The 16610-nt window shown below is 57.5% G+C and carries 17 protein-coding genes and 1 tRNA gene; 6 read left to right on the top strand and 12 right to left on the bottom strand.

From position 1 onward, the window contains the following. Positions 1–12 precede the first annotated feature (12 nt). Positions 13–231 (bottom strand): alkylphosphonate utilization protein, encoded by a 219-nt coding sequence (locus NYP16_RS03560; RefSeq protein ID WP_274942736.1) that lies wholly within the window; start codon positions 229–231, stop codon positions 13–15. Positions 232–374: 143 nt separating this feature from the next. Between NYP16_RS03560 and gloB the strand changes: the two genes are divergently transcribed. Then, the gene (gene gloB, locus NYP16_RS03555) at positions 375–1148 is read left to right on the top strand and encodes a hydroxyacylglutathione hydrolase (protein ID WP_274942735.1); all 774 of its coding nucleotides are present in this window, start codon (positions 375–377) and stop codon (positions 1146–1148) included. After that, positions 1145–1540: a peptide-methionine (R)-S-oxide reductase MsrB gene (gene msrB, locus NYP16_RS03550; protein ID WP_274942734.1), complete on the top strand. Its 396-nt coding sequence runs from the start codon at positions 1145–1147 to the stop codon at positions 1538–1540. The genes gloB and msrB overlap by 4 nt, the downstream gene beginning before the upstream one ends. 5 nt (positions 1541–1545) lie before the next feature. Here msrB and NYP16_RS03545 read toward each other — a convergent pair whose 3' ends face one another. From NYP16_RS03545 to NYP16_RS03535, 3 genes are all read right to left on the bottom strand, one after another. Continuing rightward, positions 1546–3399 (bottom strand): hypothetical protein, encoded by a 1854-nt coding sequence (locus tag NYP16_RS03545; RefSeq protein WP_274942733.1) that lies wholly within the window; start codon positions 3397–3399, stop codon positions 1546–1548. A gap of 63 nt (positions 3400–3462) precedes the next feature. Then, entirely contained in the window at positions 3463–4422 is a 960-nt protein-coding gene (locus tag NYP16_RS03540) for a ribonucleotide-diphosphate reductase subunit beta (RefSeq protein ID WP_274942732.1), read from the bottom strand. 42 nt (positions 4423–4464) lie between these two features. Beyond that, the gene (locus NYP16_RS03535) at positions 4465–6321 is read right to left on the bottom strand and encodes a ribonucleoside-diphosphate reductase subunit alpha (protein WP_274942731.1); all 1857 of its coding nucleotides are present in this window, start codon (positions 6319–6321) and stop codon (positions 4465–4467) included. A 710-nt stretch (positions 6322–7031) separates the two neighbouring features. On the opposite strand from NYP16_RS03535, the gene NYP16_RS03530 reads away from it, so the two are divergent. Next, positions 7032–7853 (top strand): DNA/RNA non-specific endonuclease, encoded by an 822-nt coding sequence (locus tag NYP16_RS03530; RefSeq protein ID WP_274942730.1) that lies wholly within the window; start codon positions 7032–7034, stop codon positions 7851–7853. Here NYP16_RS03530 and NYP16_RS03525 read toward each other — a convergent pair. Beyond that, the gene (locus NYP16_RS03525) at positions 7850–8482 is read right to left on the bottom strand and encodes a TetR/AcrR family transcriptional regulator (protein ID WP_274942729.1); all 633 of its coding nucleotides are present in this window, start codon (positions 8480–8482) and stop codon (positions 7850–7852) included. The two genes, NYP16_RS03530 and NYP16_RS03525, sit on opposite strands and share 4 nt — an antisense overlap. A 131-nt stretch (positions 8483–8613) precedes the next feature. On the opposite strand from NYP16_RS03525, the gene NYP16_RS03520 reads away from it, so the two are divergent. From NYP16_RS03520 to NYP16_RS03510, 3 genes are read left to right on the top strand one after another with little or no spacing between them, the layout of a single operon-like run. Next, the gene (locus tag NYP16_RS03520) at positions 8614–9948 is read left to right on the top strand and encodes an amino acid permease (protein WP_274942728.1); all 1335 of its coding nucleotides are present in this window, start codon (positions 8614–8616) and stop codon (positions 9946–9948) included. Next, positions 9945–11207 carry an aspartate aminotransferase family protein gene (locus tag NYP16_RS03515; protein WP_274942727.1) on the top strand — a complete coding sequence of 421 codons (1263 nt, stop codon included), beginning with the start codon at positions 9945–9947 and terminating at the stop codon, positions 11205–11207. The genes NYP16_RS03520 and NYP16_RS03515 overlap by 4 nt, the downstream gene beginning before the upstream one ends. A gap of 7 nt (positions 11208–11214) precedes the next feature. Further along, positions 11215–11379, top strand: a complete 165-nt coding sequence (locus NYP16_RS03510; RefSeq protein ID WP_274942726.1) for a hypothetical protein — start codon at positions 11215–11217, stop codon at positions 11377–11379. Here the strand turns inward: NYP16_RS03510 and NYP16_RS03505 are convergent. The 7 genes from NYP16_RS03505 to NYP16_RS03475 all read right to left on the bottom strand — a co-directional run bounded on the left by NYP16_RS03505 (position 11363) and on the right by NYP16_RS03475 (position 16607). Beyond that, positions 11363–12397, bottom strand: a complete 1035-nt coding sequence (locus NYP16_RS03505) for an AI-2E family transporter (protein WP_274942725.1) — start codon at positions 12395–12397, stop codon at positions 11363–11365. The genes NYP16_RS03510 and NYP16_RS03505 overlap by 17 nt on opposite strands. 26 nt (positions 12398–12423) lie before the next feature. Then, positions 12424–12963, bottom strand: coding sequence for a hypothetical protein (locus tag NYP16_RS03500; protein ID WP_274942724.1), 540 nt, complete (start codon positions 12961–12963; stop codon positions 12424–12426). A gap of 51 nt (positions 12964–13014) precedes the next feature. After that, entirely contained in the window at positions 13015–13302 is a 288-nt protein-coding gene (locus NYP16_RS03495) for a DUF883 family protein (RefSeq protein WP_274942723.1), read from the bottom strand. Positions 13303–13717: 415 nt separating this feature from the next. Beyond that, positions 13718–14134: a PaaI family thioesterase gene (locus NYP16_RS03490; RefSeq protein WP_274942722.1), complete on the bottom strand. Its 417-nt coding sequence runs from the start codon at positions 14132–14134 to the stop codon at positions 13718–13720. A 122-nt stretch (positions 14135–14256) separates the two neighbouring features. Then, a tRNA-Met gene (locus NYP16_RS03485) sits at positions 14257–14333 on the bottom strand. 88 nt (positions 14334–14421) lie between these two features. Continuing rightward, a complete protein-coding gene (gene mnmA, locus NYP16_RS03480) occupies positions 14422–15624 on the bottom strand; it encodes a tRNA 2-thiouridine(34) synthase MnmA (RefSeq protein WP_274942721.1) in 1203 nt (400 codons plus the stop codon). A gap of 59 nt (positions 15625–15683) precedes the next feature. Further along, a complete protein-coding gene (locus tag NYP16_RS03475) occupies positions 15684–16607 on the bottom strand; it encodes a flagellin (protein ID WP_274942720.1) in 924 nt (307 codons plus the stop codon). Between the last annotated feature and the right edge of the window lie 3 nt (positions 16608–16610).

Below are 16610 nucleotides of genomic sequence, written 5' to 3'. Positions count from 1 at the left end.
CCGGGGGGCGCGTCAGGCTTTGCGCAGGAATTCCGTTCGCAGCACCAGGCCCTTGACCTGCGGAGTGCTGCATTCGATCTCGTCCGGATCACCGGTCAGCCGGATATTCTTGACCAGCGTCCCGCGTTTCAAGGTGGTTGAGCTGCCCTTGACCTTCAAATCCTTGATTAGGGTGACGGAATCCCCATCATTGAGCAGATTGCCGTTGCTATCCCGTGTTTCATCTGACATGGCGCAGTCTTTCCTGTTGCTTGTATGGGTTTGTCTTAACCGGACTTTGACGGCGCCGTCAATCTTGGCCACTATCTTGCAAAATCAACGGCCAATTCCGATATACTACAGACGCCTGCGCAACCCCTTATGAGCAGCATCAGATGCCCTTAGACATCATTCAGATCCCGGTCCTAAACGACAATTATATCTATCTGTTGCGGGACGAGGCCACTGGAGCTACCGGTGTGGTGGACCCTGCCGTCAGCGCGCCTGTGCTGGCGGAACTCGCCCGGCGCGGCTGGTCGCTCAGCCATATTCTCAATACCCACCATCATTCGGACCATGTGGGCGGCAATCTTGCCCTCAAGGCGGCGACCGGCTGCGTGATCGTCGGCCCGCGCGCCGACCAGGATCGCATCCCCGGCATCGACATCACCCTTGGCGACGGTGACAGCTGGTTCCTGGGCGCATCGGAAGCCAAAATCTTTGACGTGCCCGGCCATACGCGCGGCCATATAGCCTATTGGTTCGCCGATTCCGACGCCCTGTTCTGCGGCGACACTCTGTTCGCCATGGGCTGCGGCCGCCTGTTCGAAGGCACCGCGCAACAGATGTGGACCTCGCTGACCAAATTCCTCGCCCTGCCCGACGCGACCCGGGTCTATTGCGCCCATGAATATACCGAAGCAAACGGCCGCTTCGCGCTTCATGTGGAGCCCGGCAACAGTGCGCTTGTGGCGCGGATGGCCGATGTCCGGCGGCTTCGGGCGGAGGGACTGCCGACGGTGCCGTCAACGCTTGGACTTGAGCGCGCAACCAACCCGTTCCTCAGGCCCGACAGCGCGCTGCTTCAGCAAACCATTGGCCTGCCCGGCGCGGACCTTGTGAGCGTCTTCGCCCGCACCCGGCACATGAAGGACGAGTTCAGAGGATGAGCGAGAAAATTGAAAAAACGCAAGGCGAATGGCAGTCCTGCCTAAGCGCCGACGAATATGCCGTCACCCGCTGTTCGGCCACGGAACGCGCCTTTACGGGACGCTATTGGGATACGAAAACCCCGGGCGTCTATCATTGCGTCTGCTGCGACGCGCCGTTGTTTTCATCCGAAACCAAATATGATTCAGGCTCCGGCTGGCCAAGTTATTGGGCCCCCATCACCCCGGATGCCGTTCGCGAAGACCGTGATGAAAGCCACGGCATGGCGCGCGTCGAAATTTTATGCAGCCGTTGCGACGCCCATCTCGGCCACGTGTTCCCGGACGGCCCCCCGCCAACTGGCCTGCGCTATTGCATGAACTCGCTGTCGCTCAAGCTGAAGCCGCGGTGACCCGATCAGTGACGATTGGGCACATGCAGCACGAAGCAGGGGATCAAGGTGTCATGCCAGTTTTCCACATCCATCGGCTGCGGACCTGCTTCTGAGGAGAGGGTCGGCGGCTTATCCCCCTCGTCCTCACTGCGCCGCCAGAGATGGGCGCAGATGTCGAAAGCATAGCCCGAGCAGCTGGAAAACGTCACATAGAACACGAGCACTTCATTGCTCTTCAAAAAGCACTCCTGCCCGCTGATCCGAATCTTGTTTCGCCCGCGGATCAAGCAATTGTGATATTTTTTACTGATCAGCCCCCAATGCTCGAGATCAAGCGGATACCCAATCTCACCGCCATACCTCTTGCCGTAAACTGCATCTTCATTTGCGCAGGCCGCCATCAAGGCGTCATCGAACTTCTGTAGCAGCTCAGCAGTCTGTTTCCTCTTGGTGATTTCCGAACGTAGCTCATCAAACAAATCCGACGCCTGCTCAAGAGAGTCCTTGACCTCCGCTATCACGAGCTTTTTGACCTTGGAGAACAGGCTCATCGCCTCGCAACAGGCCTTGAGCCGGGCCACCATCTCGGGTGGAAGCTTCAGCTTTTTGGCCATGGACAGGCCAGCTGACAGCTCCCGCTCATAAAACGCCAGGCTGTTGCGCAAACCAAGTTCGACCACGGCCTGATCATATTCAGGAATGATCAAACTATCCTCCTCCCGGGATCCCGTTTCAGCAGCCCCGGAGGTCTGAGGCACAGGTTTCTTTTCCGGTTGTTTTTTCTGTTTCTTGCGCCCGTGTCCCTTGCGGCCGAGCGGACCGATATAATCCACAAGCTTATCGACGGGCCAGGCCCACAACGCTTCTTCGATCTCGCCCTTGCCAGAGGCTTTCTCTACAGGCTTGATCGCGGCAGCGCGACGATCTGCAATTTGCGGCCGTAGTTTTTCAAGCTTCTCCGACACCCTCTGCTCAAGATTCTGGATCATGGCCCGGTTGCGTTCTCCCTGCGGCCCAAAATCAAAGCCGCAGTTCAATGCCTGATTGAAAACAATCAACGACGTGCGGGCCAGATCTTCGTTATGAAGATGAAGTTGCGCATATGTACTCCGGGCTCGTTCTTTAAGGTCCTTCAGCGACATCCCCTCGGCCTTAAACATCAGGAATGCATGGCAGCTTCCATGGACATAACTCTTCTCCCGCCCGACCAGACAGCTCTTGAGAAAGGCCTGTTTTTCTTGTCCCGGGATTCCCTGATCCGCAAGCACGATCCAGGCAGCGGCAGCAGCCTCAAGCTCCGCGTGAGGATAAAATCTCTGCGCTTCCATGAATTCGAGAAACCAAGTGTTCTTGTTCGCCCCTTTCCACGCATCGAATATCGGCAGGTAAAGGCCCATGCGGAATTTCTTCTCTTCAGGCGACGCCTTCGCAATAACGGCGCAGACAGCGCTGACCTCACCTGCAATCAAATGATCCGGGATCAGAAAAGCACAGCATTTCGCAATATTGAGATAAGCTTCATAAGCGCTCGGCACACCGAGAAATTTCTGAAAAATCTCTGCGATCCGCTGCTCTCGTTTTATGCGGATCTCTGACGGACGCAGGCTGTCGTATTCAAGAATGGAGGCGATATAAGGCAGGTCTTCCTCCGCCTCGAAAAAAAAATGCACGCAACTGAAGGCACTGAACAGTTCGCGCACTTTCTGCTCACCGTATTTACGTTGCCAGCTTGTTACCAATGTGAGAAGGAGCTGCTGCCGCAACTCGACGCGAGTTTCGTAATTCTCGCATTCTTGGTAAAAAATACGACCGATTGGAAGTTCAAACGGCTTCAGCTCACATTCAGTCTCATTGTGATGCAGGACGGTAAAATACATAAAGGGCCTCACATATAAATGCTGGACCCTTCATGACGTATCGTAAAAATATCTGTGATCGTCTTATTCGAAAATGTCTTCCCAGCTGCCCTTGGTCGAGGCTTTCGAATATTCCGTTGCACGATTTTCAAAGAAATTCGTGTGCTCAACTCCGTTCAGCATCTCGTCCATCCAACCCAGCGGATTGCGGGTCGCGCCATAGCGCGGCTGCAAACCGAGCTGCGTCAGGCGGCGGTCGGCGATATAGCGAATATAGGCTTTAACGTCCTCGGGCGAGAGCCCCTCGACCCCGCCGAGTTCGAAAGCGAGATCGATGAAGGCGTCTTCATGGACCACGACAGTTTCGCAGGCCTCATAAAGATCGCGTTCGAACGCGTCGGTCCAGATTTCCGGATTTTCAGACACAAATGTCCGGAACAGATGCACCATTGAATTCGTGTGCAATGTTTCATCGCGCACCGACCAGGTGATAATCTGCCCCATGCCCTTCATCTTATTGAAGCGCGGGAAGTTCATCAGAATGGCAAAGCTTGCGAACAGTTGCAGGCCCTCGGTGAAGGCCCCGAACACCGCGAGCGTCTTTGCAATATCGGCCTTGGTATCAACGCCCCATTGCTGCATGAAGTCATATTTGTCCTTCATCTCGGTATATTTGAGGAAGGCTTCATATTCGGCTTCCGGCATGCCGATGGTATCGAGCAAATGGCTGTAGGCCGAGATATGGATGGTTTCCATATTCGAAAAAGCCGCCAGCATCATCTGCACTTCAGTCGGTTTGAAAACCCGCGAATAATGCTTCATGTAGCAATTGTTCACCTCGACATCCGCCTGGGTGAAAAAGCGGAAAATCTGGGTCAACAGATTGCGTTCGCCCGGCGTCAGCTTGCGGTGCCAGTCACGCACGTCATCGGCCAGCGGCACTTCTTCCGGCAGCCAGTGAATGCGCTGCTGGGTAAGCCAGGCGTCATAGGCCCAAGGATACTGGAACGGCTTGTAAAAAAGACGCCCGTCAAGAAGCGACATGCTGATAGTCCTCTGAAGTTTTAGAACTGCCCGTGCCCGGCCTTACTGGCAGGCCAGACATTCTTCATAATTATTGACCTCTACCTGCGCCACAAGCGGCAGCATGTCCGCAAGCCCCTCAAGCCGCACGGTCGGATTGAGGGCGACCTGCGACTCGGCTTTTTCGGCCCGCTGGATCGACAGTGAACGGCAATAATAGAGCGATTTCACACCCTTTTTCCAGGCCTGGAAATGGATCTGATGCAGATCCCGCTTATGCACGTCCGCCGGCAGGAACACATTGATCGACTGCGCCTGATCCACATAGGGCGTGCGATCGGCCGCATGTTCAATGACCCAGCGCTGATCGAGTTCGAACGCCGTTTTGAACACATCCTTTTCAAGATCGTCGAGGAAATCGAGATGCTGAACCGAGCCGCCATTGATGACAATCGACGACCAGATATCATCGGTATTCTGATTCTTTTCGTCCAGAATCCTGCTCAGATGACGGTTGCGCACGTTGTGCGATCCCGACAGCGTCTTATGAGTGAAGGAATTGGCGGCGATGGGTTCGATCCCCGGGCTCGTGCCGCCGCAGATGATCGAGATCGACGCCGTCGGCGCAATCGCCGTCTTGTTCGAAAAGCGCTCCTTGATGCCGTAATCGGCAGCGTCCGGACAAGCGCCGCGTTCTTCCGCGAGCTGTACCGAAGCCGCATTCACGCCGTCCTGGATGAGCGTGAACATTTTCTTGTTCCACACCTTGGCCATCACCGATTCGAACGGAATCATCTGGCCTTGCAGGAACGAATGGAAGCCCATGACTCCGAGCCCCACCGACCGCTCGCGCATGGCGGCATAGCGTGCACGTTCCATACCGTCCGGAGCGCGCTGGATGAAATCCTCAAGCACATTGTCGAGAAAACGCATGATGTCCGAGATGAAGTCCGGGTGATCCTTCCACTCAAGATAAGTCTCAAGATTGAGGGAGGACAAACAGCACACCGCCGTGCGCATTTCCCCAAGATGATCAAGCCCCGTCGGCAGCGTGATTTCACTGCACAGGTTTGACGTCTTGACGTTCAGACCAGCGAGTTTGTGATGTTCAGGAATGGCGCGGTTCACATGATCGATGAACACCATATAGGGTTCGCCAGTTTCAATGCGTGCGGTCAGAATGCGAATCCACAAACCACGCGCCTTGATGACCCGCTGCACCGATCCGTCACGCGGGCTCACGAGGGCCCAATCGGCATCTTCCTCGACCGCGCGCATGAAGGCGTCGGTGATCAGAAGCCCATGATGAAGGTTGAGCGCCTTGCGGTTCGGATCGCCACCGGTTGGACGGCGGATTTCGATGAACTCCTCGATCTCCGGATGATCGACCGGCAAATAGCAGGCAGCACTGCCCCGCCGCAATGAGCCCTGACTGATCGCGAGCGTCAGACTGTCCATGACGCGAATGAAAGGAATGATGCCCGAGGTCTTGCCCGAGCCCTTCACGATTTCGCCGATGCCGCGCAGATTGCCCCAATAGCTGCCGATGCCACCGCCATTGGCCGCAAGCCAGACATTCTCGTTCCACAGGCCGACGATGCTGTCGAGGCTGTCCGTGGCTTCGTTCAGAAAGCAGGAAATCGGCAAACCGCGCTTGGTGCCGCCGTTCGACAACACCGGCGTCGCCGGCATGAACCACAGGCGGCTGATATAGTCATAGATACGCTGGGCATGGGCGCTGTCGTCGCCATAGGCGCTCGCCACGCGCGCGAACATGTCCTGAAAATCCTCACCGGGCATCAGATAGCGATCGGCCAGGGTCGCCTTGCCGAATTCGGTCAGCAGGGCATCGCGCGAGGAATCCACCTCGACCTGACTGCGTCCATCAACCTGCACCGCACTTGCGAAACTGGCGCTCACTGTTACCTCCGAACCTGACTGGCACAACCGGCGAACGGAATGGGGGAGCCATGAAAGCTGAGAATGCTGCCAACCCAGGACCCATGGCCCTGTTTTGATCCCTCCTCACCCCGCACCGCCTAAGGCGATCTGGGGCTTGCCCCTGCCTCACCCGGAACATTCCGTCCGAGTAAATTCTTAACATGCCCGCCCCGCAAGATCTGTCTGAGCCTTCTGAACAGACATAGATTCCAGCAGTCGTCGAGCCAGTGGATTTTCCGCTTTTTTATCAACGGCAAAGCCTCTGGCGAACCGCGAAGCACACAAAATATAGTAGTGAGGGGGACGAGACTGTCAACCGCTTGTTATGCTTGACAGCCAGCACCGATTCAGCTCCTGCTCGCTATTTGCAGCAAATTCGGCCCGAAAACCGCAGGCGAAGGCCAATCGATCAATATGTAACGATGACGACAATCGCATCAGAATAAATTCCGGCCCCGACTTTCTGGCTTCCGGGGATGCGGCCATCGATCGTGTCGGATCGCTCTACATATCCCCGAAGTGCAATTAAATAACTATCGCTGACAGTCGACGCGCCAGCCCACCAGAATGCAGCGGCCGAGAAACAAAATTTGTCACAGGTCTTCGTTACCTCAAAACTTTATCAACCTCAGGCTGTATTTTAATGCCTGTCTGCGTCACGCCGGACACTGGTCAACCGTCTGGCGCTTATGAAACGATTATTTTTAATAGCCGCCCTGCTCTGCGGCGCTTCAATCGGCTTCCCGGCAACGGCCAGCCGCGCCGGCGACTTCAGCTCGCCCCATTGCCTTGAGGTCTGCCCGCGCGAGCGCCTGCCAGACCTCAATCGCAGCGACGACCTCATCACCATCGTGCGTGAGGCTTATAGCATGGTCGCCGACCCGCACAGCAAGCTTGCCCGCTGGGTCGCCTACCGGCTGTCTGAGGAGACCCTGGCGAGCAACCGCACCCGACACTGGGCAGCGGATCCGAAGCTTGTGGAACCCGCGACCCTCGAACCCGAGGACTATAAAGGGGCCCATGCAACACTTGGCATGGATCGCGGGCATTTCGCGCCACTCGCAAGCCTTGCCGGAGTCCGCGACTGGGCGTCGCTCAATTATCTCTCGAACATCGCACCCCAGCGCAGCACGCTCAACGCCGGAGCCTGGGCACGTCTCGAAAACGCCGAACGGCAACTCGCCACCAGCGGCGAGGCGGCAGAGGTTTACGTCCTGACCGGGCCACTATATGAGCATGAGATGCCCCCGCTTCCCGGGGCCGACGAACCCCATCTGGTGCCAAGCGGCTTTTGGAAGATCGTCGCCATCCAGACCAGCGAGGGCGTCGAACGCGCAGCCTTCATCTTCGATCAGGACAGCCCGCGCAACCTACCCTATTGCAAAGGGTTGGTGACGGTCGGGGATATCGAGCGCCGGGCCGGATTGGCCTTCGCCCCCTCAGGCGGCGGCATCCGCCCACTCGCCGAAAGCCACCAGAGCTTAGCCAAGCGGCTCGGCTGTGCCCCCTAAGCCATTCTGGGCGGCAGAATTTTCGGAATATAGATTTCCAAGTAAGCAATGGCGGCCTTTGTCGCCTCCTCACCCATGGCAGCTGTCACCCGCCCCGAATCCATCATCGACAGGCAGAACATCAGATCCGCGATCTCCACCGCGCGAAAGAACAGAACCGGCTGCTCCTCCAGATCCGGCAGTTGAAAAAACTGCTCGACCTGGCTCGCGAACAGCTTGCCAAGCTCGATATCATTGGCGCGGTCGGAGCGTTTGATGTCAGGCGGCGTCTTCGGCCCGATCAACAGCTGACGCGCCGCCGGGTTGGTTTCGTAATAGCGCACGCCACGGGCGATGGAAAAGGCAACCACGTCCTGCCAGCGCGCCATGGGCTCCGGTATGGGGTCCGCCAGTTGCTCCCGCAGCTCCCCACCGATCTCGCGCACGAGGTCAATGTAAAGATCATGAATATTGGCGAAGAAATGATAGGCTGACGCTTTCGGCACATTCGCATGGGCCGCCACGTCGCCCAGACTAAGGGCATCGAGCTCGACTGTCTCCAGAAGCTGCCGCGCTGCTTGCAGCAGAATATCCCGGCGTGCCCGGCCACGTGCCTGGGTGGTACTTTTCCGTGTGCTCAAGAGCGCCATAACCCAGGTTCCCGCGGTCCGATCGGCTGTTGACAGACTTAAAACTCGATTATAGTCTGGTTTTAAGTCTACTACATACTGCCCATATCCGCCAAGCAACAACATCAAAACGGCGAAAGGCACCAGGGACTATGTCGGATCAACATCTCAAAGCCCAAAGCCTGGGCTGGACGCAAGTGGCCGCCCTGGGCGTCGCCATCGTTGTGGCCGGGCAATTCGTCGGCTGGAATTACGGCCTGGCCCTTGGCGGCTGGGGCGGCATGTTTATCGCCACGCTGCTGATGGCGGTGATGTATCTCGGCCTGACCCAAAGCCTCGCCGAGCTTTCTAGCGCTATCCCGAGTGCTGGCGGGTTTTACACCTATGGCCGCCTCGCTTTTGGGCCGTTTGTCGGATTTCTGGCCGGATTGTCAGTGTTGATCGCGCTGACCATCGGGGCCGGGATCGCGCTTGAATTCGTCGTTGCCTACAGCCAGTCGGTGCTCGGGCTCGGCGGCTGGCCGCTTAAGCTTGGCCTCATCACAGCCGTCATCGCCGTCCATATTCGCGGCGTCGGTGAGGCCATGGGCCTGACCTTTGTCATCGGCGCGGTGGCCGTCATCATCTTGCTCGCCTTCATGGGCGTCATGGCTCCACATGTGGAGGCGGCGCATCTCTTCAATCTCACAACCGGAAAGCCCGGCGCTTTTCTACCCCATGGCATCTCGGGCATCCTCGCCTGCGTTCCCTTCGCGGTCTGGCTGTTTCTCGGGGTCGAGCAAGCGGCCCTTGCGTCTGAAGAAGCCATCGACCCGGCACGCACCATGCCGCGCGGACTTGTAGCCGCCATCCTGACTTTGATGGTCACCGGCCTCGGCGTGCTCCTGACCGCAGCCGGTGCGGGCGGCAGCGAGGAAATCAAAACCGCCGCCGATCCGCTCTACATGGCCATGACCAGTCCGCTCGCCTATGGCCCCGGATTCTGGGCCGCGAAGCTCATCGGCATCGGCGCGCTGATGGCTTTGCTCGCCACCGTGTTCTGTCTGATCTATTCGGCCTCGCGGCAATTGTTCGCGCTCGCCCGCGACCATCACCTGCCGCCCATCCTCGCCACCACCGGCAAGCGCGGCACGCCCTATGTGGCACTGCTCGCCATTGCCATCACGGGCTATCCGGTGTCCTTCGCCCAACCCGATCAAATCCTCGTGCTGGTGGTGTTGCTGCTGAACCTAACCTATGTGATCGTGCTTGCGGCCTTTATCCGCCTGCGCATCACAAGCCCGGAATTGCAGCGCCCCTATCGCGCCTTTGGCGGCGTGGCACTCGCCAGCGTCAGCATCCTGCTGTCGGCCGTGGTGCTGTGGTCCTGCTTCCAGATCAATGGCCATATTCTCACGGCCACAGCGATTGTTTTCGCCCTGTTTATCGCTTATTTCCTGCTCGCGCCCCGGCGCCTCGCCCGTGATGAGGTCTTATCGAAATCATGACCCAGGAAACCTTGCTCGACCGCCGCACTCGTCTGCTCGGCAAACATTTCCCGCTGTTTTATGATAGACCGCTGCATCTGCTGCGCGGTGAAGGTGTCTGGCTTTACGACGCGGACGGCAGGCGCTATCTCGATGTCTATAACAATGTGCCCCATGTGGGCCATTGCCATCCCCGCGTGGTTGATGCCCTTTGCACACAGGCGCGGATGCTTAATATCCACACCCGCTACCTCCATGAAAATATCGTCAATTATGCTGAACGTCTGACCGCGACCTTTGACGATGATCTCAAGATGGCGCTGTTTTGTTGCAGCGGCACCGAGGCCAATGAACTGGCGCTCAGGATCGCAAGCAAACATACCGGCGGCACCGGCATCATTGTCAGCGATCACAGCTATCACGGCAATTCAGCAACCCTCGCCGCCCTCACCACCGCCTTTCCGACATCCGAAGTGAAAGGCCCGTATATCCGCACAATCCGCGTGCCAGATCCTTACCGCGACGGACAAACCGGCGACGCCACTGCCGCAGAGGTTGCAACCGTCATCCGCGAGATGGAGGCCCAGGGCATCAAACTCGCCGCCCTTCTCGTCGACACGCTTTTCTCGACCGAAGGATTGCCCAACGTCCCCGAGGGCTGGCTCAAGTCAGCTGTCGACCATGTGCACGCCGCAGGCGGCCTGTTCATCGCCGATGAAGTGCAGCCCGGGTTCGGCCGCATGGGATCGCATATGTGGGGCTATCAGGCCCATGGCGTGACGCCGGATCTTGTCACCATGGGCAAACCCATGGGCAACGGCCATCCGCTTGCGGGCGTGGTGGCGCGTGGCAATCTCGTGAATGAGTTCGCTGCCGAGTCCATGTATTTCAACACCTTTGGCGGCAACCCCGTATCCGCCGCCGTGGGGCTCGCCGTACTCGATGTGATCCGCGATGAAAACCTCATGGAAAACGCCCGTGCCGTTGGCGATTATATTCAGGCGGGGCTCCATAAGCTCGCCGCCAACTATGACATCATCGGCGATGTGCGCGGCCGCGGTTTGTTTTTCGGCCTCGAACTCGTGCGCGACCGGACGACCCGGGAACCCGCCCCCCGAGAGACCTCGCGCATCGTCAATCAGATGCGTGAAAACGGCGTGCTCATCAGCAAAATCGGCCGTCATGAAAACGTGCTGAAAATGCGCCCGCCCATGCTATTCAATCGCGAACATGCCGATCTCTTACTCTCAACGCTCGACCGCGTGATCGGCAGCATCTGAGGCAAAAATGATCACGATGCGCATAGGCCGACGTGGCATCGAAGCGGCGCTTTCAGTCTCCGGCCCGGCCCATGATTACAGCACCGCCTATATCCGCAGGCCTGCCGGTGAACTGCAAGACGCCGCAGCCGATCTTCGCAGACGGCTTTACGGGCTCAGTCCTGCAGCTTGACCGGATCCGGCGCCATCACCTCGCGCACGATCAGGCGCAGAATGGCGAAAATCGGAACCCCGAGAAACACGCCCAAAACGCCCAGGAGTTTGCCGCCCATAAGCACGGCGAAAATCACCATGGCGGGCGGCACGTCAACGCGTTCTCCTACAAGGCGTGGAGTGAGGATGCTTGATTCGATGCCTTCCGCCACAATGAAAGTCGCAGCGACACCGCCGAACAGGGCCAGAGTCGCCCCCTCCTGCGCGACCCCGGTCATCCCCGCGAGTACCAACGCAATAGCGGTGCCGATATAGGGCAGATATTTCATGAACCCGGCAAAGATCCCGATAACGAGACCATATTCAAGCCCCGAAAGCATCAATCCAGAGGCGTAAACAATGGCCACCGTAACGCAGACCCAAGCCTGTCCGCGCAGAAATCCGGACAGGATATGATCGACCTCGGCCACGATTTCATGAGACTTCTGCCGCCTGCCGTCCGGGACTGAGGCATAGATCGTTGTCACAAGCTTCGGCCAATCACGCAACAGGTAATAAAGGATAACAGGCGTCAGCAAGGCGAGGCCGATTTTCGGCAGAACCATCAAGCCTCCACTCAGGACCGAAGACGCAAGAGGTGCGGCAAAATTCAGCGATCCACTGCCGGCCGGCCGCCCCGTCTCCGCCGACGGCAAGGCGATATAAGGCATGATTTCCGTGCGGATTCCATCCATGACGCGATCGATCAGGGACGGCAGAATTTTAATCAGGCTCTGCAACTGCCCATAAACGATCGGCCCAAGAACCGACAAGGCACCGAGGAACAACAGCACAAGAAGCGCCACCACCAGGATGCTGCCGACGCCGCGCGGAATTCCGAATTTTTCAAAGCGTGTCGTCAAAGGATCGCAAAGATAGGCGAGCATCAAGGCGACAATAAATGGGCTCAGGATATCTCCCGCCCACACAAGGAATGCGCCACCGATCACCATTCCCGCTATCAGGAAGGTCAGCCGCATCAGACGTGGCGACACCATATAAACCTCTCGTCCTGTCTCCGCATTTAATCCTGCGGTGGGCTATCCTGCTCGGCGTCCTTTTCCTTGAACCCAAGCCATACCCCGACGAGAAACAAAATGACATAAATAAACAGAGAGTACTTTCCTGCACCGTCCTTAAATTCGCGCAGAATGGACCCGACGACATCCATGAATGACGATCCCGCCCCGGCTTTGGCCGAGGCCGCCTCGCTTGCGGCGGCGGTCTCGGCCCCCTTGGACTTTGGTTTGGAGCGCGTGCTGTAAAGCAGACAGCTCCCGCCGAGCACCAGCAATAAGCCGCCTGTTACCGCCGCCCCAAGCGGAGCGCCGATCTGCGATACCACCCATAGAAAAAATGCGGCGATCAGAAAACCTACGGCCGTCATCATCATGCAGATGGCAACAATAACCGCGACTATTCGCCCCAGATTATCCCTGAGCGTGGTGCGCACGGCATCAAACGCACGATCCCGAACTGATACCCCTGCGCCGCCGTCGAATAAATTTTTGACGACGCTTTGCAACGCCCCCGCTGCGATGATCTCATGCAGAAGAAGCGCCATAATGGATCGCATTTGACTTCCCAAGGTAGTGCCCCTTCACCAACCGGTCTGTTAACGGCGCAGCAACTGCCCAAGCAGAACGCCAAACCCGACGGCCAGGGCAATGCTGGCCATGGGATGTTCGCTCACTTTCTTCTGCGTCGCCCCAAGCGCCGCTTTAGCGTCCTTGGTGACGCGATCAAATTGATCATGCATCTTCTCACTGGCGATGCCCGTCGCACCCTTGGCAATTTTGCTCAGAGATTCCGTAAGACCAGACATCTCTGCCTTGAGCTTGGTGACTTCGTCTTCCATGGAAGCATACCGGGAGTCAGTCGAATTTGACGCTGTATCAGCCATTATACTCTCCATTCTGAGGGATGGGGGCGCAGATACATCGCGCAACGCGGATGATCAGTATAGAAGAAAAATGGCCCTTTAGCCAACAGCCTGGCCAGAAAACCACCTGAAGTTTATCCTTTAGGACAGTCTTTCTCGTTGAAACCAAAGAATAAAACAGCCGATTTAACAATTTGCGAATGATGGATGCCCAAAGGCTTGGTTGATCAGCGCCATAGGCTAACGATCACATCATCGTATTCTTGAAATACGGTGGCAGGGGCGGACATGCCCTTTATCACAATGGCATACTTCAAAACATCTATCGTGAAGAGATTCACCGCCAGGTTCATTCTCAAAAACAGGAAAACCCTGTTCTTCTTCTGATATCGGCCACGCTCCGCAGTCAATTGTTACACGCTCGCCGCCTGGCTGGTCAGGGACGAACATTGACCATCGTGGCCTGCATGAGTGCGACGACCTTCTCAACGCCTTCTGAGTAGGCCCGGACTTCTCCTGTACAGACCGTAAGGAGCTTGCCAGCCGACATGACCTTTCCAATCGCCAAGAACCGGTCGCCAACAGCTGGTCTCATGAAGTTGACCTTGAACTCAGCTGTGACCACCTCCGTGCCCGGCGGTGCCTTGGTCAGGGCGGCATATCCACAGGCGTTGTCAACAACACTCGTGATTGCACCGGCATGCATATAACCATGCTGTTGGGAAAGTTGTTCCGAGAATGGCAGTTCTATCTGCACCTCTCCATCCGCGACGGACAGAAGTTTTGCACCAAGGGTCGTCATCAGACCCTGGGATTTGAAGCTGGCGGCAATTCTTTCCCAAATATCACTCATGAAACCTGTATCTCCCTTTTAAGGATCGCCACAGCAGCATAAGGCATTCAAAATCAAGATTAAAAAGAAAAGTCGCCAGTGGGCACAGCTGGCTTGGAATGCACTTAAGCTTGGGGGGAGAATGGTAGCGGAGGAGGGATTCGAACCCCCGACACGCGGATTATGATTCCGCTGCTCTAACCAACTGAGCTACTCCGCCTCATCAAGAAGCATGCCGACGCATGCGTACAGGCGAGGAGGGATATAGGGCGAGCAAGGGGCGGCTGTCAAGCCTCCCGAGAGGCTTTTCACGCAGCCGATGTCTCAACATCATAAAGCGACCGCGTGGCGGCGATCCAGCCGCCGCCGAGAACGCGGCTGCCTTCATAGAGAACACAGGCTTGACCGGGCGAGACCCCGGCTTCGGCGCTATCCACGAGGACGCGGGCGCTGCCTGCACCTTCAGGTCCGGGAAACAGCATGGCCGCCACCGGAGGACGGGTCGAGCGCACGCGGACGGCCACGGCGATACCATGATCCGGGATCGCGGCCGAACCCAGCCAGTTCAGCTCACGAAGGATAATTTCCTTAACCTTCACAGCCTCATATGGGCCAACAACCACCTGTTTTTTATCGGGATCGAGGCGCACCACATAGAGCGGATCGCCGGTGCCGCCAACGCCGATGCCGCGCCGCTGACCGATGGTGTAATGGATGATACCCTTGTGGTTGCCAATCACGCTGCCGTCGATATGGACGATCTCGCCCGGCTCGGCCGCACCGGGGCGCAGGCGTTCGATCAGATCCACATATTTGCCCGACGGCACGAAACAAATGTCCTGACTGTCCGGTTTGTCAGCCACCGGCAGGTCATAGCGGGCGGCCAGAGCCCGGGTCTGGTCCTTGTCCTGCCCACCGAGCGGAAAGCGCAGGAAATCGAGCTGCTCGGCATTGGTCCCAAACAGAAAATAACTTTGATCCTTGGCTGGATCGGCGCCAGCGTGAAGCTCTGCCCCGTCCGCCCCCATCAGCCGCTGCACATAATGACCGGTGGCAAGGCAAAGCGCCCCGAGATCACGGGCCGTCGACAGCAGATCGCGGAACTTGACCGTCTGATTGCAGCGCACGCAGGGAATGGGGGTCTCGCCGCGGATATAGCTGTCGGCGAATTCGTCGATCACGGATTCGCGGAAACGGCTTTCATAATCAAGAACATAGTGAGGAATGCCGATGCGCTCGGCGACCTGCGCGGCGTCATAGATATCCTGACCGGCGCAGCAGGCCCCCTTTTTCTGGATAGCCATGCCATGATCATAAAGCTGGAGGGTGATCCCCACCACGTCATAGCCCTGCTCTTTCAACAGAGCCGCCACGACCGAACTGTCAACCCCGCCCGACATGGCGACAACCACGCGCGTATCCGCAGGCGCCAGGGGGAAGCCAAGGGAGTTCAGTTCGCTCGTCTGACCGCGCGCCAAAGCCGCGGCATCATGGGTATCGGTCCTCATCATGGGCCGAATATAGGGCTTTCGGCGCCATGTGCAAGACCGGGGCGCAGTCCTTTATACCATCAGAGATAATTGACCAGACTGAGCTTCGACAACTGGCCGACGATTTTATAGGACGTCTCAAGCGCCAGCTGATCGGCATTGAAGCGGGACACAGCCTCGGTCATGTTCACTTCCTCGATATCGGCAATGAAATTGGTGAGGAAGTCCTTGGTCACCCCAAGATTGTCCTTCAGGATATCGACCCGGCCCTGACGCGAGCCGTTCGCGGCGATCTCGGTCTGCACCGTGCTGATGGATGTATTGAGAGCCCCGAGCTGGCCTTCAAGGAAGGTCCGCTGAGCCGTCGTCAGATTGCCACTGAGCGGCCCGAGCGGTCCGGCGTCGAAATCGGCAATGGCCTTGATCGTCTCAAGCAAGCCCTGCCCGACATCACTCGCCAGCACGCCATATTCAAGGTCCATATTGTCCCCGACCCGCGATGACAAATTGACGGAATCATTCTTGAGAAGGCTGGCAATATCTGGCGCGGCCTTCAGATCATCAAGGGTATTGGCCGCCACCGGCTTGGTATCGGTCCGCGATCCGGCGAAAAGATAGCGCCCATCCATCTGCGCATTCAGCCCGCTGAGGATAATGCTCGCCGCCTGTTTCAGCTCCTCGACAAACGCCACCGACGAGCCGGTGCCGAGCGCATTGGTGATCGCCTGACGCAGATTATCCGCCGCCTTATAGGTCGACTCGAGATAAAGATCGTTCATCTCGAGCTTTTGCTGCACGTCCGTCAGATTGGCGGTATAGCCATTGTTCCGCGACAGCAACGACTTCGACCCGAGCAGAGTTTGCGCCTCGCGGGCATAGCCGCTGAAGGTTGACGATTTCTTGCCGGTATTGATCTGCTCCTGAGTGTCAAACAGGCGCGACTGGTTGGTCAAAAGCTGGCTGACCATGCTCTGGTTATGGCCGAAGCTTGATACACGCGTCATGCC

The organism is Govania unica (assembly GCF_027920805.1).
GTDB classification, from domain to species: Bacteria; Pseudomonadota; Alphaproteobacteria; order Sphingomonadales; family Govanellaceae; genus Govanella; species Govanella unica.
The sequence above is the reverse complement of the archived record's forward strand: the minus strand, read 5'-3'. Positions and strand labels throughout refer to the sequence as shown.